At 75.2% G+C, this 23,695-nt stretch carries 23 protein-coding genes and 5 tRNA genes; 12 read left to right on the plus strand and 16 right to left on the minus strand.

What is annotated here, in order from left to right:
- Window positions 1-157 precede the first annotated feature (157 nt).
- Entirely contained in the window at window positions 158-1,804 is a 1,647-nt protein-coding gene (locus AB0F68_RS31520) for a PKD domain-containing protein (protein ID WP_357344859.1), read from the minus strand.
- A gap of 288 nt (window positions 1,805-2,092) precedes the next feature.
- On the opposite strand from AB0F68_RS31520, the gene AB0F68_RS31525 reads away from it, so the two are divergent.
- Window positions 2,093-3,043 carry a hypothetical protein gene (locus AB0F68_RS31525; RefSeq protein WP_357344861.1) on the plus strand — a complete coding sequence of 317 codons (951 nt, stop codon included), beginning with the start codon at window positions 2,093-2,095 and terminating at the stop codon, window positions 3,041-3,043.
- 11 nt (window positions 3,044-3,054) lie between these two features.
- Here the strand turns inward: AB0F68_RS31525 and AB0F68_RS31530 are convergent, their stop codons facing one another.
- The 3 genes from AB0F68_RS31530 to AB0F68_RS31540 all read right to left on the minus strand — a co-directional run bounded on the left by AB0F68_RS31530 (window position 3,055) and on the right by AB0F68_RS31540 (window position 3,979).
- Window positions 3,055-3,672, minus strand: a complete 618-nt coding sequence (locus tag AB0F68_RS31530; protein ID WP_357344863.1) for a hypothetical protein — start codon at window positions 3,670-3,672, stop codon at window positions 3,055-3,057.
- Between the two features lie 103 nt (window positions 3,673-3,775).
- Window positions 3,776-3,850 (minus strand) — tRNA-Val (locus tag AB0F68_RS31535).
- A 56-nt stretch (window positions 3,851-3,906) separates the two neighbouring features.
- Window positions 3,907-3,979: transfer RNA gene (locus tag AB0F68_RS31540), tRNA-Gly, on the minus strand.
- A gap of 173 nt (window positions 3,980-4,152) precedes the next feature.
- On the opposite strand from AB0F68_RS31540, the gene AB0F68_RS31545 reads away from it, so the two are divergent.
- Complete coding sequence (locus AB0F68_RS31545) at window positions 4,153-4,392, plus strand: DUF6458 family protein (RefSeq protein WP_091311496.1); 240 nt, start codon at window positions 4,153-4,155, stop codon at window positions 4,390-4,392.
- 87 nt (window positions 4,393-4,479) lie between these two features.
- Here the strand turns inward: AB0F68_RS31545 and AB0F68_RS31550 are convergent, their stop codons facing one another.
- Complete coding sequence (locus tag AB0F68_RS31550) at window positions 4,480-5,298, minus strand: isocitrate lyase/phosphoenolpyruvate mutase family protein (protein ID WP_357344865.1); 819 nt, start codon at window positions 5,296-5,298, stop codon at window positions 4,480-4,482.
- 69 nt (window positions 5,299-5,367) lie between these two features.
- Here AB0F68_RS31550 and AB0F68_RS31555 point away from each other — a divergent pair, with 69 nt between their 5' ends.
- Window positions 5,368-6,357 carry a helix-turn-helix domain-containing protein gene (locus AB0F68_RS31555; protein ID WP_357344867.1) on the plus strand — a complete coding sequence of 330 codons (990 nt, stop codon included), beginning with the start codon at window positions 5,368-5,370 and terminating at the stop codon, window positions 6,355-6,357.
- 49 nt (window positions 6,358-6,406) lie between these two features.
- On the opposite strand, the gene AB0F68_RS31560 is transcribed toward AB0F68_RS31555, so the two are convergent.
- From AB0F68_RS31560 to AB0F68_RS31570, 3 genes are all read right to left on the minus strand, one after another.
- Window positions 6,407-6,481 (minus strand) — tRNA-Val (locus tag AB0F68_RS31560).
- A gap of 14 nt (window positions 6,482-6,495) precedes the next feature.
- Window positions 6,496-6,566, minus strand: a tRNA-Cys gene (locus AB0F68_RS31565).
- Window positions 6,567-6,600: 34 nt separating this feature from the next.
- A tRNA-Gly gene (locus AB0F68_RS31570) sits at window positions 6,601-6,673 on the minus strand.
- Between the two features lie 274 nt (window positions 6,674-6,947).
- Between AB0F68_RS31570 and AB0F68_RS31575 the strand changes: the two genes are divergently transcribed.
- Window positions 6,948-7,550 (plus strand): TetR/AcrR family transcriptional regulator, encoded by a 603-nt coding sequence (locus AB0F68_RS31575; protein WP_357344869.1) that lies wholly within the window; start codon window positions 6,948-6,950, stop codon window positions 7,548-7,550.
- Window positions 7,551-7,570: 20 nt separating this feature from the next.
- On the opposite strand, the gene AB0F68_RS31580 is transcribed toward AB0F68_RS31575, so the two are convergent.
- The gene (locus AB0F68_RS31580) at window positions 7,571-8,404 is read right to left on the minus strand and encodes a hypothetical protein (protein ID WP_357344871.1); all 834 of its coding nucleotides are present in this window, start codon (window positions 8,402-8,404) and stop codon (window positions 7,571-7,573) included.
- Window positions 8,405-8,599: 195 nt separating this feature from the next.
- Here AB0F68_RS31580 and AB0F68_RS31585 point away from each other — a divergent pair, with 195 nt between their 5' ends.
- The 4 genes from AB0F68_RS31585 to AB0F68_RS31600 all read left to right on the plus strand — a co-directional run bounded on the left by AB0F68_RS31585 (window position 8,600) and on the right by AB0F68_RS31600 (window position 12,261).
- Entirely contained in the window at window positions 8,600-9,268 is a 669-nt protein-coding gene (locus AB0F68_RS31585; protein WP_357344873.1) for a 50S ribosomal protein L11 methyltransferase, read from the plus strand.
- 9 nt (window positions 9,269-9,277) lie between these two features.
- Complete coding sequence (locus tag AB0F68_RS31590; protein WP_357344875.1) at window positions 9,278-10,441, plus strand: cytochrome P450; 1,164 nt, start codon at window positions 9,278-9,280, stop codon at window positions 10,439-10,441.
- A gap of 69 nt (window positions 10,442-10,510) precedes the next feature.
- Window positions 10,511-11,443: an ATP-binding cassette domain-containing protein gene (locus tag AB0F68_RS31595; RefSeq protein WP_357344877.1), complete on the plus strand. Its 933-nt coding sequence runs from the start codon at window positions 10,511-10,513 to the stop codon at window positions 11,441-11,443.
- Complete coding sequence (locus AB0F68_RS31600) at window positions 11,440-12,261, plus strand: ABC transporter permease (RefSeq protein WP_357344879.1); 822 nt, start codon at window positions 11,440-11,442, stop codon at window positions 12,259-12,261. Before AB0F68_RS31595 ends, AB0F68_RS31600 begins: the two co-directional genes overlap by 4 nt.
- A 15-nt stretch (window positions 12,262-12,276) precedes the next feature.
- On the opposite strand, the gene AB0F68_RS31605 is transcribed toward AB0F68_RS31600, so the two are convergent.
- The 4 genes from AB0F68_RS31605 to AB0F68_RS31620 are packed head-to-tail and all read right to left on the minus strand — an operon-like array spanning window position 12,277 to window position 16,568.
- Window positions 12,277-12,954 (minus strand): response regulator transcription factor, encoded by a 678-nt coding sequence (locus AB0F68_RS31605; RefSeq protein WP_357344881.1) that lies wholly within the window; start codon window positions 12,952-12,954, stop codon window positions 12,277-12,279.
- A complete protein-coding gene (locus AB0F68_RS31610) occupies window positions 12,951-14,645 on the minus strand; it encodes a histidine kinase (RefSeq protein ID WP_357344883.1) in 1,695 nt (564 codons plus the stop codon). The genes AB0F68_RS31605 and AB0F68_RS31610 overlap by 4 nt, the downstream gene beginning before the upstream one ends.
- 55 nt (window positions 14,646-14,700) lie before the next feature.
- Window positions 14,701-15,435, minus strand: coding sequence for a dethiobiotin synthase (gene bioD, locus AB0F68_RS31615; protein WP_357344886.1), 735 nt, complete (start codon window positions 15,433-15,435; stop codon window positions 14,701-14,703).
- Complete coding sequence (locus tag AB0F68_RS31620) at window positions 15,432-16,568, minus strand: 8-amino-7-oxononanoate synthase (RefSeq protein ID WP_357344952.1); 1,137 nt, start codon at window positions 16,566-16,568, stop codon at window positions 15,432-15,434. The genes bioD and AB0F68_RS31620 overlap by 4 nt, the downstream gene beginning before the upstream one ends.
- 169 nt (window positions 16,569-16,737) lie before the next feature.
- Here AB0F68_RS31620 and bioB point away from each other — a divergent pair, with 169 nt between their 5' ends.
- The 3 genes from bioB to AB0F68_RS31635 are packed head-to-tail and all read left to right on the plus strand — an operon-like array spanning window position 16,738 to window position 18,473.
- Window positions 16,738-17,733, plus strand: a complete 996-nt coding sequence (bioB, locus tag AB0F68_RS31625) for a biotin synthase BioB (protein ID WP_355643452.1) — start codon at window positions 16,738-16,740, stop codon at window positions 17,731-17,733.
- Window positions 17,734-17,740: 7 nt separating this feature from the next.
- Window positions 17,741-17,965, plus strand: a complete 225-nt coding sequence (locus AB0F68_RS31630; RefSeq protein WP_357344888.1) for a hypothetical protein — start codon at window positions 17,741-17,743, stop codon at window positions 17,963-17,965.
- A gap of 1 nt (window position 17,966) precedes the next feature.
- The gene (locus AB0F68_RS31635; RefSeq protein ID WP_357344890.1) at window positions 17,967-18,473 is read left to right on the plus strand and encodes a GNAT family protein; all 507 of its coding nucleotides are present in this window, start codon (window positions 17,967-17,969) and stop codon (window positions 18,471-18,473) included.
- Between the two features lie 21 nt (window positions 18,474-18,494).
- Here AB0F68_RS31635 and AB0F68_RS31640 read toward each other — a convergent pair whose 3' ends face one another.
- The gene (locus AB0F68_RS31640; protein ID WP_357344892.1) at window positions 18,495-19,019 is read right to left on the minus strand and encodes a GNAT family N-acetyltransferase; all 525 of its coding nucleotides are present in this window, start codon (window positions 19,017-19,019) and stop codon (window positions 18,495-18,497) included.
- A 51-nt stretch (window positions 19,020-19,070) separates the two neighbouring features.
- Window positions 19,071-19,592: a DUF488 domain-containing protein gene (locus AB0F68_RS31645; RefSeq protein WP_357344894.1), complete on the minus strand. Its 522-nt coding sequence runs from the start codon at window positions 19,590-19,592 to the stop codon at window positions 19,071-19,073.
- 111 nt (window positions 19,593-19,703) lie between these two features.
- On the opposite strand from AB0F68_RS31645, the gene AB0F68_RS31650 reads away from it, so the two are divergent.
- On the plus strand, window positions 19,704-20,525 hold the full coding sequence (locus AB0F68_RS31650) for a hypothetical protein (RefSeq protein ID WP_357344896.1): 822 nt from the start codon (window positions 19,704-19,706) through the stop codon (window positions 20,523-20,525).
- A 59-nt stretch (window positions 20,526-20,584) separates the two neighbouring features.
- Here the strand turns inward: AB0F68_RS31650 and AB0F68_RS31655 are convergent, their stop codons facing one another.
- Entirely contained in the window at window positions 20,585-23,515 is a 2,931-nt protein-coding gene (locus tag AB0F68_RS31655) for a glycoside hydrolase family 9 protein (protein ID WP_357344898.1), read from the minus strand.
- Between the last annotated feature and the right edge of the window lie 180 nt (window positions 23,516-23,695).

Consider the following 23,695-nt stretch of genomic DNA (forward strand, 5'->3'; position numbering starts at 1 on the left):
CCGCCCAGACCGTGCAGGTCTCGGCCTACCCCGACGCCTACGCCCAGTGGGAGCAGCAGGCCGCCGACATCGTCGCCCACAACTGGAACAGCTGATACAAGCAAACAACGCTGGCCGGCACCCCGAACACGGGGTGCCGGCCAGCGGCATCTTCGGGTCAGGCCGGGCGAAGGACGAGGGTCCAGGTCGTGGTGGTCGTGCTGGCCGCCGCGCCCACCGCGGCCAGCCCGCCGTAGCTGCCCGCCGGCACGCTGCGGCCGGAGTCGGCGAGGAGCGCGGTCACCCGCCCGCCGCCGGTCTGGGAGCTGTTGCTGCGCACCTCGACGCCGGCCGGCGGGGTGAGCGCCGTGGACAACCCGTCCCCGTGCATCCAGTACGACACGGCCCAGCTCTGCTCGGCGGTCACCGGCGCGTACGGGGTGATCCGGGTGGCGGTGCTGGCCGGGTCGGTGGCCCGGGCGAAGACTGGCGCGATCGGCGCGACCCCCCGGTACGCGGCCACCATGAGGTTGCCCTTGGCCTGGCCGTCGAGGGCGACGCGTACCGCCGATCCGGCGTCCCCGGCGCCGGCGACCTTCCACCAGGCGGTGGTCGTGGCGAAGCCGCCGTCGAGGCGGTCGAGGCGGGTCCAGCCGGTGACCCCGGTGGGCTCGCCGGTGCCGGTGTGGGTGTTCTGGCTGAGCAGAAGCAGCAGGGTGTCGCCCGGCTGGACGGTCGACGGCACGGTCACCGTGTGGCTGGTCCAGTTGGTGTTCCCGGTGGCCTGGCCGACGAAGGCGATCCGCTCGGGCACCGGCGCGACGGTGACGTCGACGGTCGCGGTGCCGGTGGCGCCCCGATCGTCAGTGACCGTGAGGGTGACCGGGTAGGTGCCGGACGCCGCGTACGTGTGCGAGGTGGTCGGCACGGAGACGGTGTCGGTGGTGGACCCGTCGCCGAAGGCCCAGCGGTGGTCCTGGATCGCGCCGTCGGCGTCGGTGGAGCCGGCGCCGGAGAAGGTGCAGACCAGCCCGGAGCAGGACGGCACGAGCTGGGCCACCGGCGGCTGGTTGGCGGGGCCGCCCGATCCCTTCAGGATCTTCACGTAGTCGATGTCACCGGCGAAGTAGTCGCAGGTGACCTTCACGCCGTCGCACTGGCTCTTGCCGCCGATGGAGAGCTGCCAGCTGTTCGCGATGGTGCCGGTCGGCCCGGTCAGCCGGCTGGTCCGCACCCCGTCGACGTACATCTCGACATAGCTGGCGGTGCGGTTGCAGGTGACGGTGTGCCACTGCCCGTCGGCGATGGAAACGCCGGTGTAGCCGGTCCGGGAGGCGCCGTCGCCGCCGCGGAACAGGCACTTCGGCTTGCCGGCCGGGGCCTCGAACTTCCAGTAGCCGCCGACGGCCGTGCCCTGTCCCTTCTGGAGGATGTTGCCGAAGGAGTGCGTGGTCCGATAGCGGATGGTGAACGAGAAGTCCCCGGCGTCCGGGTTGAAGTCGGTGCTGTGCGGCACCAGGTTCACGTGGCCCGGCACGTACTCCTGGTCGGTGGGCAGGTGGGTGGCGAACCGGTGCCCGGTGGCGCCGGCGTAGAGGGCGCCGGTGACCACCTCGGACCCGACGGCGCCGTTGCGGCCGTTGCCGCTGCTGTCCTTGAGCACGGTCGACCCGGCCGGTTCGTCCATGCTCCAGAACGCGACGGTCCGGGTGGCGGTCGCCTGCGCGGGCGAGGCGCCCAGCGCCACCCCCGTCGCCACGAGCAGGGCGGCCACGCCCAGCCGGGCGGCTGTGCGCCGCCATCGTCCCTGCCTGACTGACCGCATACGATCGCCTCCCAGCTCCACGGGCCCCCACCCTGTCACGCTGGCGGCCAGCGGTTCCATAATCCGTTGGGCGGATCCGTACCAGGTCCTCCGTGCGGCCGGGCGACCGATGTGGCCAGTGGCGGCGACCCGGTGGACCGCCGGCCCCGGGCGACCGGCGGCACGGTCCACCGGATGTCGGCCGTCGATGACACGATGACCACCACCGTCCGCATCCCTCGGAGCCGCCGTGATCCTGGTTCAGCGCACCGTACCGGCGACGGCCGTCGCGGCGCGGGCGGCCGACGCGTGACCGGGGATCCGTCCCACCGCGCGGCGCTCGACCACGTGCTCGCCCTGGTCGCCGCCGCGCCCTGCGCCGACGAGCTGGTGCTGCGGGGCAGCATGGCGATGCTCGCCTGGGCTCCCGGGCACGCCCGGGAGCCGGGCGACCTCGACTTCGTGATCCCACCGTCGGCGATCCTCACCGACGAGGCGGGGTACCCGTACCTCGACCGCCTCGACCCGGTGCAGACCTGGGCCGAGGCCGTGCACGGCGCGGGACGCAACGAGATGTGGACGTTCGAGGAGTTCGACACCGGCGGGCGCCGGCCGAAGCTGCCCCCGGAGGGGTTGCGCTGGTTGCGGCCCGAGGAGGTCGAGCCGCCATCCCGCCCGCACCTGCTCGTCACCGACCTGGTCCGCGCCGACCCGGTGGCCGCCGGGGGTGTCACCCTGCTGCCCGACGCCGCCACGGAGGACACCACCTGGGGGTACGCCTACGACGCGGTGGGCGGTGGGGCGCGGCTGCACCTGCCCTGGCGGGCCGCCGACGGTCGCACCGGCACGGTCCAGCTTGACTTCGCCTACGACGAGCCTCTGCCGGAGCCACCCTGCCCGGCGGCCGTGCCCCGCCAGGACGGCGGCCCGCCGTCGGCGGTGTGGGCGGCCTCGCCCCGGCTGTCGCTGCTGTGGAAGCTCCAGTGGCTCTGCGTGGACCTTCACACCCACGGCGCGGCCCAAGGCAAGGACCTGGTGGACGCGGTGCTGCTGGCCGAGCGGAACGGGGCGTGGCTGACCGGCCGGTTGGCGACCGAGCTGCGGTGCCGGCTGCCGGAGCCCGGCCTGCTGCATCCGGACGCGGTCCGCGCCTGGCGGGTGGACTGGTCCGCCGGCCCCGACCGCTTCCGAGCCGGCTGGCGGAAGCGGCTCGCCGCCGCGCTGCACGGAATGCCGGAGCTGGTCGCCTGGCTCGGCTGACCCGCCGCGGCTCAGAGCCAGCCGTCGTCCAGGCGCAGGCAGCTGTCGTGCACCACGTACTCGGCCTCGATCGAGGCGACCTCGTAATCGGCGGCACGCAGGTCGGTGACGAGCGCGTCCAGGCGACGCGCCGCCCGCGACCGGCCGACTCGGTGGCAGCGCTGCGTGACGAAGCGTTCCTGCCGCCCGTCGGGCCGGCGGCGGCGGGCGTTGCGCGACAGCCGGGCGCCGTGTCGGGCGGCCACCTCGGTGACGGCGGCCAGCCGGGGTCCGGTCGCATCGGGCAGCAGGAGCTTGACGTGGTGCTCGAAGTACCGCTCCGGCGCGCCGGCCGCGTCGGCGTCATGCTCGGGCACGCCCGCGTTCCACGGCGCGGCCTCCAGCTTCACCCGGGTGACCGGGATGGACTCCGCACCCAACCGCAACTCCCAGCTCCCGGCCACGGCCCGCGCCTCGGCCTCGGTCCCTCGGGTCCGCAGTGACAGCATCGGCTGGCCGGGCTGCCAACCCCGGTCGAGCAGGATGTGCACGAACCCCAGCCGGTGCCGCTCGGCGAAGGCGGCCACCCGGTCCGCGTCGGCCGCGGCCACCGTCAGATGGATCTCGAAGTCCCCGGCGATCTCGGCCACGGCGCCCACCCTGCCAGGCCGGGCCGTCGCCGGCCACACCGCGCTACCCAAGGGAGAAGGCCCGCCACCGCGTGCGGTGACGAGCCTTCGTGCTGCTCGGAGCTGGTGGGCGATACTGGGTTTGAACCAGTGACCTCTTCCGTGTCAAGGAAGCGCGCTCCCACTGCGCCAATCGCCCGCGCGCTCGCCGGATCGAAGCACCGGCGACGGTCGGCCCGCGAGGGGCGGATCGCGAGCGGACGACGGGATTCGAACCCGCGACCCTCACCTTGGCAAGGTGATGCGCTACCAGCTGCGCTACGTCCGCATTGTCACCGGCTCGCGTCGGCGACGGGTGCCACTGTACCCGATGACAAGATCGCCCCCGGCAGGGCCCGGGCACCGAGGGGGTGACCGGCGCCACAGCCCGGTGATTGCGCTGCTCCGGGCCGGGGTACTGACTGCTGCGACAGCACAACCGTCCCCCCGAAGGAGGCTGTCGTGGGTATCGGAACGAGCATTTTCCTGATCGCGGTCGGCGCGATCCTCACCTTCGCGCTGGACGCCAGCATCGGCGGGGTCAACCTCGACGTCGTCGGCTGGATCCTGATGGCGGCCGGCGTACTCGGCCTGATCATGACGACGCTGGTCTGGGGCCGCCGCCGCGAGGTGGTCACCACCGCCGAGCCGGTCGAGTACCGGCGGGTCGAGGAGCGCCGGGACGTCACCCCGCCGCTGTGACCCGAGCCCGCCCGGGCCGACGGAGCTGATCGGTTCGCGGCCGCGGGTGAACGGGGGCGCCGGCGGCGCCCCCGTTCGCGTACCCGGTCAGCCGCGCATCAGTTCGTTCAGCGTGCCGTAGTCGAGCGCGTCGGCCAGCGCCCCGTACGTCCCGGCGGTGAACGCCTCCTCGGCGGCCCGCCGGGCCACAGCGTACGCGGCCTCGGCGACCGAGGAGCCGAGGCTGACCCGGGCCACCCCGAGCTTCGCCAGCGCCGCCACCGCCGGGGCCCCCGGGCCGACCAGCACGTTCAGCGGAGCCGGGATGGCGGCGGCAAGGGCCGCCACGGTGTCCGGGTCGACCACCCCGGGCACGAAGATCCCGTCCGCCCCGGCGGCCAGGTACGCCCCGGCCCGCGCCACCGTCTCCTCGATCCCGCCGACTCCGCGCAGGAAGGTGTCGATGCGCGCGTTGACGAACCGCGGGATTCCGGCCCGGTCCGCGGCGGAGCGGACGGCGGCCAGCCGGGCGCACTGCTCCTCGACCGGGCGCAGCGGCTCGCCCTCGGCGTGCCGGGCGTCCTCGACGTTCACCCCGACGGCACCGGCCGCGAGCACGGCGGCGACGGTTTCGCCGACCTCGTCGGCGGTGTCGCCGTACCCGGACTCGATGTCGGCGGTGACCGGCAGCGGCACCGCGGCGGCGACGCGGCGGACGACGTCGACGGCGGTCTCGCGGCCGAGCGCGTCGCCGTCCGGGACGCCGCGGCTCCATGCGATGCCCGCGCTGGTGGTGGCGACCGCGCGGGCGCCGGCCGCGGCGACGATCCGGGCGCTCGCCGCGTCCCAGGCGTTGACCAGGACCAGCGGCTCGCCGGCGACGTGCAGGGAACGGAAGTGCAGGGCTCGGGTGTGATGTTCGTTCACCCGGCCAGTCTCCGGCGGAGGCGCCGGCAGCCGTAATGTTTCAGTCCTGGCTGAAACGAAGGGGGCGGCGTGGTCGCGATCGGGCTCTCGGCGGGCGGCGTGGCGCGGGTCCGCTTCGCGCTCTCCTGCCTCTGGGAGGTGATGGCCGGCGTCCGGGTGCTCCGCGACCCGGGCCGGCACGCGATCCACCTGCCCTGGGCCAACCGGGTCCGGCCGCGGCTGGCCGAGGCGGGCCTGCTCGACCCGGACGCCGGCCTGCTCGGCCTGCTCGGGCAGCTCGTGCCGCCCGCGCCGGGCTATCTGGCCGACTTCCTCACCCCGCCGCCGGCCGGCCTGGCCCCGGACCTGGACCAGGAGCTGGCCGTGTTGTGCGCCACCCCGGCCGACACGGTCCGCGCCCAACTCGACCTCTGTCCCGGCCCGCGGCCGGCGGCGGTGGCCGCCCTGTACGCCGACCCGGCGGCCGGGCTGGGCCGGCTCGCCGAGGAGATCTCGACGTACTGGCGGCTGGCCGTGGCCCGCGACTGGCCCCGGATCCGGGCGGTGCTCGACGCCGAGGTGTTCCACCGGGCCCGGCGGCTGGCCGAGGACGGCGCGGCCGGGCTCCTCAACGACCTGCACGAGCGGGTCCGCTGGGAGGGCGACGCCCTGCTGATCAGCCAGCGCCACTGCGACGCCCCGGACGTGCCGGACGGCAGCGGCCTGGTGCTGGTGCCCTCGGTCTTCGTCTGGCCGTCGGTGCTCAGCGTCGCGGCCGGCGACGTCCCGCAGCTGGCCTACCCGGCCCGCGGGGTCGGCGGGCTCTGGGAGTGCCCGGCGGAGGCCCCGGACGCGTTGGGCGCGGTGCTCGGGCGGGGCCGGGCGCGGCTGCTCGCGGCCCTGGACGCGCCGCGGTCGACCACCGAGCTGGCCCGGCGCACCGGGCTGTCCCCGGCCGGGGTCTCGCAGCACCTCACCGCACTGCGGGCGGCCGGCCTGGTGGTAACCCACCGGCAGGGGCGGTCGCTGCTGAGCAGCCGGACCGCCGTGGCCGAGGCGCTGCTGGGCGCGTCGGCGTGACGGGGGCAACAGAAAAGGTCGTATCGAATGATCGACACGACCTTTTCGCTGGTGGGCGATACTGGGTTTGAACCAGTGACCTCTTCCGTGTCAAGGAAGCGCGCTCCCACTGCGCCAATCGCCCTCGCCAAATTGCCGAGGTGGAGACGGGATTTGAACCCGTGTACACGGCTTTGCAGGCCGTTGCCTCGCCTCTCGGCCACTCCACCGAGGTTGCCCCCGACATGCGTGGCGGCATCTCCGAGCGGACGACGGGATTCGAACCCGCGACCCTCACCTTGGCAAGGTGATGCGCTACCAGCTGCGCTACGTCCGCGTGCCCCCGGTGTTATCCGGTGACGGATGAGAACTTTAGCCGAGCCCGGGAACGGTTGCCAACTCGGGCCCCCTTTCCGGGCGCGTCCGGGTGACGGAGTCTGCTCCGCCCGGAGCTTCCTAGGAGCCTGGGCGGGAAGCTTTCAAGGCGCGGCGCAGGCTGCCGACCTGCGGATACGTGCCGCCGAGCACTGTCCGGGATCCGACTGTCACGCGGTCAACCGGCCGCTTTCGGTAACTCCCCGTGGTCACTCCGATGGGTTACCGTAACGGGCGTGACGAGACGTGCCGCCGAGATCCGCCTGGACGCGCTGCTGCGCACGGCCTGTGAGGTGATCGCGGAACGGGGACTCGCCAACACCCGCACGGCCGACGTGGCCGAGGCCGCCGGGGTCAGCCAGGCCCTGGTCTTCTACCACTTCGCCACCAAGGACCGGCTGCTCGCGCAGGCGTTCGCGTACGCCGTCGAGCAGGATCTGAACCGGCTCGACACGGTGGTCCGCTCCACCGCCCCGCCACTGACCAAGCTGCGCCGGATGCTCCGCCTCTACGCCCCGGCCGGCCGGTCGACCTCCTGGTCGATGTGGATCGACGGCTGGGCGGAGTCGCTGCGTACCCCGGAGTTGGAGAAGCTCTCCCGCCGGCTGGACCTGCGGTGGCGGCGGGACCTGGCCGCGGTGATCGCCGACGGGGTGGCCGAGGGCACCTTCGAATGTCCCGACCCGGCCGGCGCGGCCTGGCGGATCAGCGCGGTGATGGACGGCCTCGCGGTGCAGCTCGCCGTGCACGAGCGGGTGATCACCCGCCGGCAGATCGCCGAGTGGGTCCGCCTCGTCGCGGCCCGCGAGCTGGGCCTGGAGCCGGCCCAGCTGGACTGACGGGCTTCGTGAGGCGGCCGTTACCGCCACCGCCCACGGGCCGGTCGCCGCTCGAACGCCAGCCCGGCGTCCTCCGGGGCCTCTCGGACCGGGCGCAGCAGGCGCCGCATCCGCAGCAGCAGCCCCGCGCCGAGGAAGAGCAGCAGCCCGCCGAGGAGGAAGGCGGCCTGGACCACGCCGAAGCCGCCCGAGGCCGACGCCGGACGGCTCGCCGCGCCGGGCGGCGGCTCGACCACCACCGCCTCGCTCGACGGGTCGTCCGCCACCGGCTCCTCGGTGGCCGGGTCCGTCGGCTCCGCGCTGGGCCGCGTGGGCTCCGGCGTCGCCTCGGTCGGGTCGGGCGTCGGCTCCTCCCCCACCACCTGGCGGGCGGCCGTCTGCCGGGCCAGCAGGCGCAACTCCGGGTCGTACGCCTCGGCGGCGAAGCTCACCCGGCCCCGGGCCACGTCGTCGGCGAAGGCCACCCGGTAGCGGGCCGTGACGGTGCGGTCCGGGCAGAGCAGGCCCGGGTCCAGGTCGCGGTCGGTCAGCCGGGCGGTGTCCCCGTCGGTCCGGATCTCCAGCGGGAAGGAGCCGCCGTCCTCCACCCGGTCCACCTTGACCTGGTCCAGCCGCAGGCCCTGCACCCGCAGCAGCATCGACCAGCGCACCTTGACGCAGCCGCCCCCGTCGGTCCGGGACACCACGGCGGAGAGCGTCTCCACCCGATCGCCGGCGCTGAACTCGTCCGGCAGGCCGCTCAGCTCGGTGGAGAAGGCGGCCGCCGCCCCGGCCGGCACGGAACCGCCGAGCCCGGCCCCCGCCAGACAGGTCAGCACCACCCCGATCCGCAGCGCGTACCGCCACCCGCTCACCACCGTCTCCTCCCGTCGGCCGCGTCCACCCGGAACGCTAGGAGCGCCACCGGGCCCCCGGTAGACGGGCGTGTTCGCACGAACCGCCAACATCGGGGCCCGTTGTCACCGACGGTGGTGAACCGGTCACGCCCGCACCCCGACACGCCCGGGATCGGCCGCCGGCGGTCCTCCGGGGTACGACAGAATCACCCGGTGTCCGACCTGTCCGCGGCCTTCGTCCGGCTGCACGCCCGCCTCACCCCGGTCGCCTTCGTCCCCGAGGTGCTGCTGCACCAGGCCGACGAGCCGATCGGTCTGTGGGAGCTCACCGAGGGCGAGTTCCACAGCGCCCAACCCCCGCCGTTCTGGGCCTTCGCCTGGGCCGGCGGCCAGGCCCTCGCCCGCTACGTCACCGACCACCCGGAGCTGGTCGCCGGCCGCCGGGTGCTCGACCTCGCCTCCGGCTCCGGCCTGGTCGCCATCGCCGCCGCCCGGGGCGGCGCGGCCGCCGTCCGGGCCGTCGAGGTCGACGAGCGGGCCGTCGCGGCCGTCGCGCTCAACGCCGAGGCCAACGGGGTACGCGTCGACGCCGAACTCGGCGACATCCTGGACGGTGACGCCGGGGACGCCGAGGTGGTGCTGGCCGGCGACGTCTTCTACAGCGAGGCGATGGCCCGCCGGATGCTGCGCTTCCTGCTCCGGGCCGCCCGGGCCGGGGCCCGGGTGCTGGTCGGTGACCCCGACCGGGCCTTCCTGCCCCGCGAGCGCTTCCACCAACTGGCCGCGTACGAGGTGCCGGTGCCGGAGGCGCTGGAGAGCGTACGGGTGAAGCACACCACCGTGTGGGAGCTGGACCCGGCTCCGCCGGGAGCCGCCCGCTAGCGTGACGCCGTGCTGTTCCAGGGCTGGGGGGAGTCCGTCGACGGTCCGTGGCCCGACGCGGCCACCGTGGTCGACCACGTCGGCGTGCCGCACCTGGTGGTGACCCGGCACGCGCTCGTCCGGCGGCTGCTCACCGACCCGGAGACGTTCCGGCCGGACAACGCCCTCGACGCGGTGACCCCGATCCCGGTGGCCGCGCTGCGGGTGCTCGCCGGGCACCGGTTCCGGCTGCCCCCGACGCTGGCGAACAACGCGGCGGCCAGCCACCCGGAGATCCGCGGGATCGTCGCGGACGCGCTGCACCCGGACCGGGTGGCGGCCCAGCAGCCGTGGCTGACCGCCCTGGTCCGGGAGCGCGTGACCCGGCTCGCCGCCGCCCTCGCCGCCGGCGAGCCGGTCGACCTCCACGCGGGGCTCGCCGCCGACCTGCCGCTGCTGGTGCTGGCCCGGCTGGTCGAGCTGCCGGACGCCCCGGTGGGCGCGGTCAAGGACTTCGCCCGGGCCGCCCTGGAACTGTTCTGGGCGCCGCTCGACTCCGCCCGGCAGCTCGCCCTCGCCGCCGAGGTCGGCCGGTTCCACACCGTGCTGCGGGCGTTCGCCGCCACCGGGGGCGGGCTGGCCGCCCGGCTGCGCGCCGCCGGGCACTCCCCCGACGTGGTGGTCGGCGCGCTCTTCTTCCTGCTGGTCGCCGGCCAGGAGACCACCTCGCAGTTCCTCACCCTGCTGCTGCACCGGCTTGCCGGCGAGCCGGCGGTGCGGGCCGGCCTGCACGCGGGCGAGATCGCGGTCGCCGACGTGGTCGAGGAGGGGCTGCGGCTGGAGCCGCCGATCGTCACCTGGCGGCGGGTGGCCGCCGTGGACACCACCCTGGGCGAGGCCGCCGTGCCGGCGGGCACCAGCATCGTGGCCTGGCTGGCCCGGGCCGGCCGGGACCCGGCGGTGGTGGCCGCGCCCGACGAGTTCCGGCCGGGGCAGCGCGGCTCCCGGCGGCACCTGGCCTTCGGGGCCGGCCCGCACCGGTGCGTCGGGGCCCAGCTGGCCCGGATGGAGGCGGCCGTGGTGGTGGCCGAGGCCGCGCCGCTGCTCGACGGGGTGACCGTGGTCCGGCCGCCGTGGTGCCCGGACAACCTCACCTTCCGGATGCCCGACGCGTTCGTGGTCCGCCGGACCTGACGAAAGTCAGGGCGGACCGCTGCCCATCGGTGGCGGCGCGCCGCCCCTTCCGCTCCCTACCGTCGGCGCATGATCACACTTCGTGGGTTGACGAAACGGTTCGGGGCGGCCACCGCGGTCGACGACCTGACCGTCGAGATCGGACCGGGGCAGGTGACCGGCTTCCTCGGCCCGAACGGCGCGGGCAAGTCCACCACCATGCGGATGGTGCTGGGGCTGGACCGGCCCACCGCCGGGCAGGCCCTGGTCAACGGCCGGCCCTACCGGCGGCTGCGGTACCCGCTCCACGAGGTCGGCGCGCTGCTCGACGCCACGGGCGTGCACCCGGCCCGCTCCGGCCGGGCGCACCTGCGGGCGATGGCCCGCAGCAACGGGATCCCGGCCCGCCGGGTGGACGAGGTGCTCGACCTGGTCGGGCTGGACGGGCGGGCCGCCGACAAGCCCGGACGGGCGCTGTCGCTGGGCATGGGCCAGCGGCTCGGCATCGCCGGGGCGCTGCTCGGCGACCCGCCGGTGCTGCTGCTCGACGAGCCGGTCAACGGGCTCGACCCGGACGGGGTGCGGTGGATCCGCCGGTTCACCCGGGGGCTCGCCGACGAGGGGCGGACCGTGCTGATCTCCAGCCACCTGATGAGCGAGATGCAGCAGACCGCCGACCGGGTGGTGGTGCTCGGCCGGGGCCGGCTGGTCGCCGACGCGCCGCTCGCCGAGCTGATCGCCGGCCGCCCGGCCAGCTCGGTCCGGGTACGCGGGCCGGAGCCGGCCGGCCTGGCGACGCTGGGGGCGCGGCTGGCCGCCGAGGGAGCGACGGTCACCTCCGACGAGGGCGGGTTGACGGTCACCGGCGTCACCGCCGGCCGGGTCGGTGACCTCGCGTACGAGCTGGGGGTGCGGCTGCACGAGCTGACCCCGGTGGCCGCCTCGCTGGAGGAGGCGTTCCTGGAACTGACCGCCGGCAGCGTGGAGTACGCGGCCGGCCCGACCGGAGGCGAGACCCGATGACCGCGCTGCCCACCGTCACCCCGACCCGGCCGGCGTCCCGGCCCGCCCCGACCCACGGCCCGTTCGCCGGGGCGGTGGCCGCCGAGTGGACCAAGCTCTGGTCGGTCCGGTCCACCTGGTGGACGCTGCTGGCCGCCGTGCTGACCATGGCGGCCGCCGCCGGCCAGCTCGCCATCTACGCGGTGAACGCGAACACCGACGACGACCCGACCGTCAACCCCGGCATCGTCGGGGTCGGCGAGGTGGTCACCGGCGCGCTGGAACTCACCCAGTACGTCGTGCTCGCCCTCGGCCTCTTCGCGATCAGCAGCGAGTACGCCACGGGCACGATCCGGACGACGCTGCGCTGCACCCCCTCGCGGGGGCGGGTGCTGGCGGCCAAGGCGGTCGTGGTCGGCGTGGTGACGTTCCTGTCCGGGCTGCTGGTCGGCGCGGTCGGCGCGGCGGTCGCCCGGCCGGTGCTCGGCGAGTGGGGCCGCGCCCCGCTGGGCGGGACCGTGGGTGACGTGGTCGCCTCGGCCGCGTACCTCGCGCTGGTGGGCGTGCTGGCGCTGGGGCTGGCGGCGGCGCTGCGCGGCGCGGTGCTCACCCTGACCGTGCTCTTCGCGCTGCTGATGATCGTGCCGCTGTCACTCCAGGAGCCGGGTATCACCGTGCTCACCCGGATCGCCGACGCGTTCCCGGGAGTGGCCGGCAACCACTTCCTCGCCGGGGACACCGAGCCGTACCCGGCGGCGGTCGGGCTGCTTGTGCTCGCCGGCTGGGCCGTCGCCGCGCTGGCGCTGGGCCGCTGGGCGCTGCGCCGCCGCGACGCTTGAGCGGGGCGGGGCTGGTCAGCCGGTGGGCGGGACCAGCCCCGCCTCGTACGCGAGGATCGCCGCCTGCACCCGGTTGCGCACGTCCAGCCGGGTGAAGATGCTGGTCAGGTAGCTCTTCACGGTGCCCTCGACGAGGTGCAGCCGGCGGGCGATCTCGGCGTTGGACAGCCCCGCCCCGACCAGGGCGAGCACCTCCCGCTCCCGGTCGGTCAGCCCGGCCAGCCGGTCCCGGGCGTACGGGCCGCGGGCCAGCCCGCCGCCGCTGAGCTCGATGACCCGGCGCGCCACCCGCGGCGACAGGTACGCCCCGCCGTCGGCCACCGCCCGCAGGCCCGCCAGCAGTTCCCGGGGGTCGCCGGACTTGAGCAGGAACCCGCTCGCCCCGTGACCGAGCGCCCGGGCGATCAGGTCGTCGTCGCCGAACGTGGTGAGGATGACCGTGGCCGTCTCCGGCACCAGCCGCCGGATCTCCGCCGCCGCGCTCAGCCCGTCCTGCCGGGGCATCCGGATGTCCAGCAGCGCCACCCGGGGCCGGTGGGCCCGGACCAGCTCCACGGCCGCGTGCCCGTCGCCCGCCTCGCCGACCACCTCGATCCCCGGGTCGGCGGCCAGGATTGCCCGTACCCCGGCGCGGACCATCGCCTCGTCGTCGGCGAGCACCACCCGCAGGGGCCGCCCGTGCTCGTCGGTCACCACGCGATCTTCTCCTTGCTGACCAGCCGGCCGTTGACGAAGCAGAGCCGCCAGGTCGGCTCGGCGAACGGGAAGTTCCCGTCGGTGTAGTACTCGCAGCCCGCCGGGGCGGCCGTGGTCGGCGGGTCGGCCTGCCGGCGGGGCAGCCCGAGGGCGTCCCGCGGCTCGCCCAGCCGCAGCCGCTCGTAGCCGGACCGGTCGAGGACCGCGCCCGCCGTGGCGAGCGGGTAGTAGACCAGCGCGAGCACCAGGGCGAGGCCGGCCGGGGCGCCGAACGCCACCAGCAGGCTGCGCCGGGCCCGCCGCCGGGCCTCCCGCAGCCGCCGTTCCGCATCGCCCGGGCGGTCGACCGGCGCTCGGCCGGGCCCGCCGTCATCCCGGAGGCCGTCATCCCGGAGGCCGTCATCCCGGAGGCCGTCATCCGGCTCGCCGGCTGATCCGGCGCGGCCGCCGGATCGGCCCGCCCCCACGCCGCCGGATCGACCGACGTCGGGGCCGGCCGCGGTCGGCACGGCGAGGCCGTCGGGCCGGCCGACGTCGACGGCCGCCGGGACGAGCGCCGGGGCGGCGGTCAGCGGCAGGCGCGCGGTCACCGCGAAGCCCCCGTCCCGGGGACCGGCGTCCAGGACGCCCCCGGCGAGACGGACCCGCTCCCGCAGGGCGAGCAGGCCGGAGCCGTGCGACGCCGGCCCGGGCAGCGGTCCGGCCGGAGCCGGCCCGTTGACCACCGACACCGCCACCTCCGCGTCACGCCGGTCGACGGTGACGGTCACCGGGGCGCCGGGGGCGTACCGGGCGGCGTTGGTCAGCGCCTCGCGGACCACCCGGTGCACGGCATGCGCGACGAGCGGCGGCAGGTCCGCGCCGTCCGGGTCGGCGCGCAGCGCGACCGCCAGCCCGGCGTCGCGGGCGCCGTCGACCAGCTCCGCCACCGTCTCGCCGGCCGGCCGCAGCGAGCCGGCCCGCTCCTCGCGCAGCACGCCGATGACGTCGTGCAGCCGCTCCGTGGCGGCGGCCACGCTGGCCCGCAGCTCGCCGGCCGCCGCCCGGTGGGCGGGTGGCAGATCGGCCGCCAGTTCCAGGGCGGCGGCACGCAGCGCAATGAGGCTCAGGTCGTGCCCCAGCGAGTCGTGCATGTCCTGGGCGATCCGGGCCCGCTCGCGCAGCCGTACCCGTTCCACCGCGGCCCGCCGCTCCCGCTCCTCGGCCGCGGCGTGCCGCGCCCCGGCCTCGGCGAGCGCCCGCTGCTGCCGGCGCAGCCGGCCGAGCAGCCACGGGAACACCCCGGCGAAGAGCAGCACCGAGGCGAGCAGGAACCAGGTGGCCGGGTTGGTGCCGAGCAGCCCGAGGTTGAGCGCGGTGCCGGCGACCGCGATGGCGCCGAAGACCGCGGCCACCCGGCCGGCGCCGGCGCTGCGCCGCCCGGCCAGGTAGCTGAACACCGGGATGGCGAAGACGAAGTTGCCGTCGACCAGCGAGCCGACCACCACCGCCAGCAGCGCCGCGAGGGGCCACCGGCGGCCGAGCGCCACCGCGAGACCGAGCAGCGCCAGCGAGGCGACCAGCAGCGGCACGGCGTGGCCGGGCCAGGGCGGGGTGAGCCCGGCGTACGTCACCGGGGCGGCGATCACGGCCCAGAGCAGCAGGTCACCCCCCCGGCGCCGGCCGAGCGGCGGGGTTCGCGCTTCCACGGCGGCCACGCTACCGACGTCCGGCGGGGTGCGGACACCGACGAAAGTCAGGTGCTCAGCCGCTCTCCTCGGCCCAGGCGCGCCAGTCGTCGAGGACGCCGTAGAGGGCCGGGGTGAGCCAGCCCGGGGCGGACCGGCGAAACACCCCCGGGTCCATCCCGCCGGCGCCCATCGGCACCGCGCCCAGCAGGTTCGGCACCAGGTCGGACAGGTTGAGCCAGTGCACCAGCTCCGGCTCGGCCGGCCAGGCGCCGATCACCACGCCGGCCGGGATGGCCCGCCGTTCGAGGGCCTCCAGGGTCAGGGCGGTGTGGTTGAGCGTGCCCAGCCCGGCGCGGGCCACCACCACGGCGGGGGCGCCCAGCGACACCGCCAGGTCGGCCACCGTCCAGGGCTCGCCCGACGGGCGCAGCCCCATGGGTACGAGCAGCCCGCCGGCCCCCTCGACGAGCACCAGGTCGTGCTTGTCGATCTCCTCGCGGACGGCGTCGACCGCGGTGTAGAGCTCCAGCGGCTCCAGCTCGGCGACCCGGGCCGCGGCGAGCGGGGCGAGCGGGTCCGGGTAGCTGGCCAGGGTCCGGCCGGTGAGCGGGGCGGCCAGCCGGGTCACCGAGTCGACGTCGCCGGGGTCGCCGGTGGCCGTACCGGTCTGGCCGGGCTTGACGACCGCGACCCGCAGCCCGGCGGCCTGGGCGGCGGCGGCGATCGCCGCGGTCACCACGGTCTTGCCCACCTCGGTGTCCGTGCCGGTCACCAGCACCGGCCCGGTCCAGCCGTTGCCGTTCGTCATGGTGCACACTCCACGATCACGTCCAGTGCCCGTTCGAAGCCGGCCCGGTCGACCCCGGCGCTGATGGTCAGCCGGAGCCGGGACCGGCTGTCCGGGGTGGACGGCGGCCGGAAACAACCCACCGCCACGCCCCGGTCCCGGCAGTCGGCCGCCCAGGCGGTCGCCGCCTCCGGACCGGGGGCGGTCACCGAGACCACCGCCGCGTCGGGGGCGGAGACCTCCAGGCCCGCCCCGCCCAGCCGGGCCACCGCGCGGGCGGCCCGCTCGGCCAGCTCGGCCCGCAGACCGTCGCCGGCCCGGGCCAGCCGGACGGCGGCGCGTACCCCGGCCACCACCGCGGGCGGCGGTGCCGTGTCGAAGATGAAGGTGCGGCCGGTCTCCACCAGGTGCCGGACGAACTCCGCCGGCCCGGCCACCACCCCGCCGGCCCCGCCGAGCGCCTTGGACAGGGTCGCGGTCACCACCACGTCGGGCTCGCCGGCCAGCCCGGCCGCGGCCACCCCGCCGGCCCCGGCCGGGCCGGTGACGCCGAGCGCGTGCGCGTCGTCGACCAGCAGCAGCGCGCCGTGCCGGCGGGCCACCGCGTGCAGCGCGGCCAGCGGGGCGAGGTCGCCGTCGACGGAGAAGACCGACTCGGTCACCACCACCGCGGGGCGGCCCGGGGCGGCGGCCAGCGCGGCGGCCACCGCGGCCACGTCGGCGTGCGGGGTGACGATCGTCTCGGCGCCGGAGATCCGGCAGCCGTCGATCAGCGAGGCGTGGTTGTGGGCGTCGGAGACGAGCAGCGTACGTGGCTGCACCAGGCCCCGGACCGCGGCGAGGTTGGCCAGGTAACCGGAGGAGAAGACCAGCGCCCGTTCGGCGCCGAGCCAGTCGGCCAGGTCGTCCTCGAGGGCGTGGTGCAGGTCGGTGGAGCCGCGCACCAGCCGCGATCCGGTCGCGCCCAGCCCGTACGCCGACAGGGCCCGCCCGGCGGCGGCGGTCACCTCCGGGTGGGTGGCCAGGCCCAGGTAGTCGTTGCCGGCCAGGTCGACCACGGCGTCGCCGGCGTCGCGCGGGTGCAGCGTGCGGGTGAGCCCCGCCTTGGCCCGCAGCTCGGCGCGGCGGTCCAGGGCCGCCAGCCAGTCCGCCACCGTCACGTCCCTTTCCCCGACCCGTCGCCCCTGCCGGGCGCTTCCGCGGGGCGAAGTTACCACCCGGCCGGACGGCCCCGGCGTGGCGCCGTCCGGCTCGCCGGGCCTGCTCGCGGGGCCCCGACGCGGCCGTTTCCCGGCCTCCGAGGGGCCTTGTAGGGTACGAGCCATGCCAGAGATCCTCGACCAGGCCCGCACCCAGGTGCTGGAGAACGGCGTCGGCCTCGACGAGGCCGGCGTCCTCGCCGTGCTGAACCTGCCCGACGAGCACCTGCCCGCCGCCCTCCAGCTCGCCCACGAGGTGCGGATGCGCTGGTGCGGCCCGGAGGTCGAGGTCGAGGGCATCGTCTCGCTGAAGACCGGCGGCTGCCCGGAGGACTGCCACTTCTGCTCCCAGTCCGGCCTGTTCACCTCGCCGGTCCGCTCGGTCTGGCTGGACATCCCGGCGCTGGTCGAGGCGGCAAAGCAGACCGCGGCGACCGGGGCGACCGAGTTCTGCATCGTGGCCGCCGTGCGCGGCCCGGACGCCCGGCTCATGAAGCAGATGCGCGAGGGCGTGGCCGCCATCAAGGCGGAGGTCGACATCCAGGTCGCCGCCTCGCTCGGCATGCTCACCCAGGAGCAGGTCGACGAGCTGGTCGAGATGGGCGTGCACCGCTACAACCACAACCTGGAGACCTGCCGCTCCTACTTCCCGAACGTGGTCACCACGCACTCCTTCGAGGAGCGCTGGGAGACCTTGAAGATGGTCCGCGAGTCCGGCATGGAGGTCTGCTGCGGCGGCATCCTCGGCCTGGGCGAGACGGTGGAGCAGCGCGCCGAGTTCGCCGCGCAGCTCGCCGAGCTGGACCCGCACGAGGTGCCGCTGAACTTTCTCAACCCCCGCCCGGGCACCCCGCTGGCCGACCGCCCGGTGGTCGAGGGCAAGGATGCCCTGCGGGCCATCGCCGCGTTCCGGCTGGCCATGCCGCGCACCATCCTCCGGTACGCGGGCGGCCGGGAGCTCACCCTCGGCGACCTGGGCACCCGGGACGGCCTGCTCGGCGGGATCAACGCGGTCATCGTGGGCAACTACCTGACCACGCTGGGCCGGCCGGCGACCGACGACCTGAAGCTGCTGGACGACCTGAAGATGCCGGTGAAGGCGCTCTCCGCCACCCTGTGAGGACGACGTGACCGAGCTTGTCGAGCCCGCGACGCCCGCCAGCGCCGCGCTGCCGCGCTGGTGCGACCGCTGCGGCGGGTCGGTGGCGGGGGGCCCGCACCAGGCGTGCGCGGCGGCCCGGGCGCTGGAGCCGCCACGCTGGTGTGCGCACTGCCGGCGGCGGATGAAGGTGCAGGTCGTGCCGACCGGCTGGTCGGCGGTCTGCGTCGAGCACGGCGAGATTCGGGGCTGACATGCTGCGGGGGCGGGCGGTGACGTTGCGGCCGGCGACCGACGCCGACGTGCCGGCGCTCGCGGCGATCCGGGCCACCCCTGAGGTACGCCGCTGGTGGCGCGGCGACGACGACCTCGACGAGGCGGTCCGCGCCGACCTGGCCGACGACGACCTGACCGTCTACGTGATCGAGCACGACGGAAAGCTGGTCGGCGCGATCCAGTGGTACGCCGAGACCGACCCCGACTACCGCCACGCCAGCCTGGACATCTTCCTCGACCCGGAGGCCCGGGGCGCCGGCCTCGGCGGGGACGCCATCCGCACCCTGGCCCGGCACCTGGCGGACGAGTACGGCCACCACCGCTTCACCATCGACCCGGCGGCGGCGAACACCGCGGCCATCCGGGCGTACGCGAAGGTTGGGTTCCGGCCGGTCGGCATCATGCGCCGCTACGAGCGGGGCGCGGACGGCCGCTGGCACGACGCCCTGCTCATGGACCTGCTCGCCGAGGACATGCGCGACTGAGCCGGCCGCGATCGCCCCCGCTCAGCGGGTCCGGATCCAGTAGCGCCGGAGACGGCCCAGCTCGGTGTCCCGCACGTCTTCCAGCACGCCGCCGTGCCGCTCGATGGTCCGCGCCGACGCGGTGTTGTCGACGTCGCAGGTGACCAGGACGGGGTCGATGCCCCGGCGGGCCGCCTCGGCGAGCGCCTCGCCGAGCGCGAAGGTCGCCAGCCCGCGCCGGCGGGCCGCGGGCCGCACCCCGTAGCCGATGTGGCCGCCGGCCTGCATCAGGAAGTCGTTGAGGCGCAGCCGCAGGGTGACGGCGCCCAGCACCACGTCGCCCTCGACGATCCACCAGTAGAGCGCCGGGACCAGCCCGGCCGGCAGACGCGACTCGTCCGCGGCGTCGTTGAGCTGGCGTACCCAGGTGGCGAAGCCTTCCGGCGAGTCGACGTCGTCGCTCGGCTTCAGGCCGCTGCCGTCCTGGTGGACGCCCCGCCCCCAGTCGTCCCGGGCGGCCAGCCAGGACCGGTGCAGGCGGGCGGTCGGGGTGGTCAGCTCCGGCATGCGGGCAGGCTAGCGGCGTGATCCGTGGCTCGGCCACCGAGTTCGGGGCGGTCAGCCGTCCCAGAGCAGGTGGCCGTCGGGGAGGCGGCGGGCGCCCTCGGCGGGGCGGTGCGGGGTGAGCCGGCCGTCGGGCATGAGATGCGCCACCGGCACCCCGCGACCGAGCACCGCCACGTCGGCGATCAACCGCCGGTGGCAGCGCCACCAGACGCTCTCGCTACACATCACCGCGGTCGTCCGGCGGTCGGCGTCGGCGAGCAGGTCGTCCAGCGCCGTGTCGAAGTCCGGCGTGCGGGTGTACGCGGCGTACGCCCGGAAGGCGGCCACGGTCCACCAGGTGTCCGGCTCCGGTTCCCCGGCGCGGACGTGCCGGCGGCCGCCCAGGCGAGGCTCCCAGCGGTAGTCGATTCCCCGCTCGGGCAGCCAGCGTTCGAGCGCTTCACGCCGGACGTCCGGGTTGGTCCGGCTCGCCGGATAGCGGCGCACGTCCACGACGAGCGCCACCCCGGCACCGGCCAGCAGGTCCCCCAACTGCTCCCGATCCGCGGCCCCGTGCCCCACCGTCACCAACACGCCCTCAGGTTCCCCCAGATCTTGGACACTTACCGTTCGACGCGGACGGTAAGTGTCCAAGATCTGTGGACGGGACGGCGGAGCCGCATCGTCGGGCGGAGACTCGGGCGGGTGGTGAGGGTGCTGCCCGCCGACGAGGCGGGGACGTTGGAGTGGCTGGCGTTCGAGCAGGCGGGGGTGCTGACGACCGGCCAGGCCGCTGGACCGCGCGCCGTGCTGGCCGGGGTGACCGCCGCGGCCGAGGCCGGTGTCCGTGGCCTGCCACCAGAGCCGCTGCACGTGCTGGTACCGGCGGAGCGGCGGGTGAGGACGCTGCCGCGCCGGCTCCCGATCGACATGCCCGGGGTCGTGGCGCACCGCACCACCGTGCTGCCCGAGGCGCACCTCCAGCGCGCCCGGCCGCCCCGGACCACGACGGCACGGGCGGTGGTCGATGGCGCGAGCTGGGCGCGGAGCACGCGGGAGGCCCAGCTCGTCCTGGCGTCCGCCTGCCAGCAGCGCCGGGTGCTTCCGGAGGAGATCGAGGCCGTGCTGACGGTGCTGCCTCGGGCGCGACGCCGCGACCTGGTCCGGCAGACGGCGGCGGACATCGCGGGCGGCGCCCAGGCGCTGTCGGAGCTGGACTTCCTGGCGCTGTGCCGGCGGCATGGGCTGCCCCGCCCGGACCTGCAGAAACGCCGCACGGATCAGACCGGCCGGGTCCGTTGGCTGGACGCGTACTGGCGGGAGTGGCGGTTGCACGTCGAGGTCGACGGGGCGCACCACATGGACGTCCGGCACTGGGCCGACGACATGCGACGGCAGAACGACATCTGGACCAGCGGCGACCGGATCCTCCGCTTCCCCGCCTGGTTGGTCCGCACCCACCCCGAGGAGGTCGCCGAGACCCTTCGCCGCGCCCTCCGCGCCGCCGGCTGGCATCCGCCGAAGTGAATCTTGGACAGTTGCCGTTCGGGATGAACGGCAACTGTCCAAGATCGCGCGAACAACCGCTACGAGACGGTGCAGGGGGAGCCGTTGAGGGTGAAGGTGGTGGGTTTCGGGTTGGTGCCGGTGTGGGTGCCGTTGAAGCCGAAGCTGGTCGACGCCCCCGCCGCCAGGGTGCCGTTGTAGGACACGTTCGTCGCGGTCACCGCCGTGCCGGTCTGGGTGAGGTTCGCCGACCAGCCCTGGCCCACCTTCTGCCCGCTGCTCGGGAAGGTGAAGGCGAGCGTCCAGCCGTTGATCGCGCTGGTCCCGGTGTTGGTGATGGTGATGTTCGCGGTGAACCCGGTGTCCCAGGTGCTGGCCGTCCAGATCACCGCGCAGCCGCCGCCGGTCGGCGGGTCCGCGGTGGTGACGGTGAGCGACGGCGAGGCCGCCGAGACGTTGCCGGCCGCGTCCACCGCGACCACGGTGAAGGTGTACGCGGTGGCGGCGGTCAGCCCGGTGACCGCCAGCGTGGTCCCGGTGGTCGACCCGACGAGGATGTTCCCGGACCGGTAGACCCGATAGCCGGTGACGCCCACGTTGTCGGTGGCCGGGCCCCAGGCGAGGGTGAGGCCGGTCGGGCCGAGGGCCGAGGCGGTGGGCGTGCCCGGGGCGGTGGGCGGGGTGGTGTCCGCTGCGGGGGCGGCCGGGGTGGTCACCGTCAGGGCCGGTGAGGCCGCCGACCGGTTGCCGGCGCCGTCGCGGGCGCGCACCGTGAACTGGTACGTCCGCTCGGGCAGCAGCCCGGTCACCGCGAGGGTGTTGGTCGGGGCCTCGACCAGCACGAGCGCGTCGCTGCCGGTCTGTGCCCGGGTGACCTCGTAGCCGGCCAGGCCGCTCCCGCCGGTGTCGGTGGAGGCGGGCCAGGTCAGGGTGAGGCCGGTGGCCGTGACGGCCGAGGCGACCGGGGTGCCGGGCACGGTGGGCGCGGTGGTGTCCGGGGTGGCCGGTCCGGGTTCCTCGCCCCAGACCCGCGTCCCGCCGGCGTAGAGCGGCACCTTCCGGTTGGGACCGGCGGTGGCCTGGTAGGAGGGGTCGTTGGTGGGGTCCCAGGTGCCGCCCTCCGGCACGCCGACCTTGAACTGCACCTCCATCCGGTGCTGCGACTGCCCGGCGGGCGCGATGGTCCAGCCGGTGCAGTCGACCTCGACGTACCAGATGTCGCCGGAGAGCTGCTTGGCCGTGGTGGGTGACGGGCAGCCCTGGGTGTAGCCGGGAGTGACCTGCACCGGGCCGGTGCCGTCGGGGCGGAAGTAGTAGCGGAACTTCGCGGTGGTCAGCGCTCGGGCCGGGAAGGCGGACTTGTTGTAGATGATCGCCTTGAGCCCGGTGGCCCGGGTTTCGGCCTGCATCACCGTGGTCTCGACGGTCAACTCGTCCAGGTCGGGCGTCTCCGCGATGGGGAAGCCGGCGAGCGGGCTGCCGCCGTACTCGGAGGCCAGCCGGGCCAGGGCGGAGGTGAAGCCGGCGTTGTAGTCGGTGGCGACCTCGTTCATGACGTAGTCCGAACGGCTGTCGGTGTAGGCGTCGTTGGCCGAGGACGGGCCGCCGACCAGCGCGCCGTAGAGCACGTGCCGGGTCTCGGTGGGCACGGTCTGGCTGTCCCACCAGGAGCCGTGCGCGGTGCGGTGGTGCGGGTTCTTCGGCGAGTTCGTCCCGAAGCCGATCACGTAGCTGGAGTTGCGTGGGTTGTCGCCGAGCGCGTAGTTGATCTGCCGGACGGCGAAGTCGTGGTAGCGCGCCTTGCGGGTGGCGTCACTCGTCCGGTCGCTGTAGACGAGTGCGGCGAAGGCGGTGTTGGCGGCGTAGCGCAGGGCGCCCCAGGAGTCGAGCACGGCCATGCCGCCGGGCGAGTAGGGCACCCGCTGTCCGTTGACCCCGACGGTCCAGTAGTCGAGCCAGCGGTTGGCGTCGTCGACGTACTTCTGCTTGCCGGTCAGGTTGGCCAGCAGCACATACGTGCCGAACTGCTTGTTGTCCCAGGCGATCGTCCACTTGTAGGAGCGGGTGGTGGACTGCGGCTCGGTGCCGAGCTTGTCGTACTCGCTCTCCGCCTTGGTCAGGTACGCGGCGTCGCCGGTGGCGCGGTACAGCCAGACCGCGCCCCAGACCAGCTCGTCCTGGTAGCCGCTCCAGGACCGGTAGAAGCTGGTCGCGTCAGTGATGCACTCGTGGTAGCTCTTCCGCACCGTGTCGGCGAAGGTGTAGAGCTGCTTCGCGTGGCCGAGCAGCTTGTCGGCGTAGGCGGCGTCGGTCGGGCGGAAGACGATCGACGAGGCGGCCATCGCGGCCGCCGTCTCCCCCGCCAGGTCCGCGCCGCCACAGCTCGCATCGATCTTGTACGCGGGCCGCGCCATCGGCAGCACCTCGGCCGGTCCCCACCACTTGTGGTCGTCGTCGCCCTTGCCGACCTGTCCGTAGAGGACGTTCGGCGCGGGGTGCGCCTTGACGAACCAGTCGTTGACCCAGCGCAGGTTGTTCAGCAGGTGCGGGAGCTGGCCGGAGGCGACGTAGCCCTCCCGGTACTCGACCGCGCCCCAGGCCAGCATCGTGGCGCTGAACGCCATCGGGAAGCCGAACTTCACGTGGTCGCCGGCGTCGTACCAGCCGCCGGTGAGGTCGAGGCCGACGTCCGCGCCGTCGGTGAGCGCCGAGTCGCCCCGCCAGGAGACCCGGTTCCAGGCGGGTTTCTTCCCGGACTGCTGCGCCTCGTAGAAGAACAATGACTTCTGCAACGCCTCCGCGTAATTGAAGGCGGGCGCGGCCAGGGCGCTCCCGGTCCGCGCGCCGGTGCTGGCAGAGACCGCGCCGTAGTTGAACGCGGGCGCGGCGGCGGCCGGCGTGGACGGTATGACGGCGACGGCCGTGGCCAGGCCGGCGGCCAGCGCGGCGCCGGCGGCGAGCAGCCGGCGGAGCCGGGACCGGCCACGAGGTGGCGGGGTCGGACGGGGCATGGCGAGCTCCTGTGGGTGGCGCCGGGCGGCAGCCGGACCGGAGGGGGACGGCCTCGGGAGGTCCGGGCTGCCGACGGCTGTGGTGGTGGGGTGGACCGCGGAGGCGCGGGAGCGCTCCCATGGATAGTCGACAATGTAATCTCGACGTCACCGGTTTGGGAAGACGGGCCGTCGGCGGGC

It is taken from the genome of Micromonospora sp. NPDC023966 (assembly GCF_040639095.1).
In the GTDB taxonomy this organism is placed as follows: domain Bacteria; phylum Actinomycetota; class Actinomycetes; order Mycobacteriales; family Micromonosporaceae; genus Micromonospora.

What these genes read in the sequence shown, in the direction of transcription:
- AB0F68_RS31655 (WP_357344898.1), bottom strand. Translation starts at nt 23,515, where the DNA reads ATGCCCCGTCCGACCCCGCCACCTCGTGGCCGGTCCCGGCTCCGCCGG.
- AB0F68_RS31635 (WP_357344890.1), top strand. Translation starts at nt 17,967, where the DNA reads ATGCTGCGGGGGCGGGCGGTGACGTTGCGGCCGGCGACCGACGCCGAC.
- bioB (WP_355643452.1), top strand. Translation starts at nt 16,738, where the DNA reads ATGCCAGAGATCCTCGACCAGGCCCGCACCCAGGTGCTGGAGAACGGC.
- AB0F68_RS31520 (WP_357344859.1), bottom strand. Translation starts at nt 1,804, where the DNA reads ATGCGGTCAGTCAGGCAGGGACGATGGCGGCGCACAGCCGCCCGGCTG.
- AB0F68_RS31640 (WP_357344892.1), bottom strand. Translation starts at nt 19,019, where the DNA reads ATGCCGGAGCTGACCACCCCGACCGCCCGCCTGCACCGGTCCTGGCTG.
- bioD (WP_357344886.1), bottom strand. Translation starts at nt 15,435, where the DNA reads ATGACGAACGGCAACGGCTGGACCGGGCCGGTGCTGGTGACCGGCACG.
- AB0F68_RS31595 (WP_357344877.1), top strand. Translation starts at nt 10,511, where the DNA reads ATGATCACACTTCGTGGGTTGACGAAACGGTTCGGGGCGGCCACCGCG.
- AB0F68_RS31600 (WP_357344879.1), top strand. Translation starts at nt 11,440, where the DNA reads ATGACCGCGCTGCCCACCGTCACCCCGACCCGGCCGGCGTCCCGGCCC.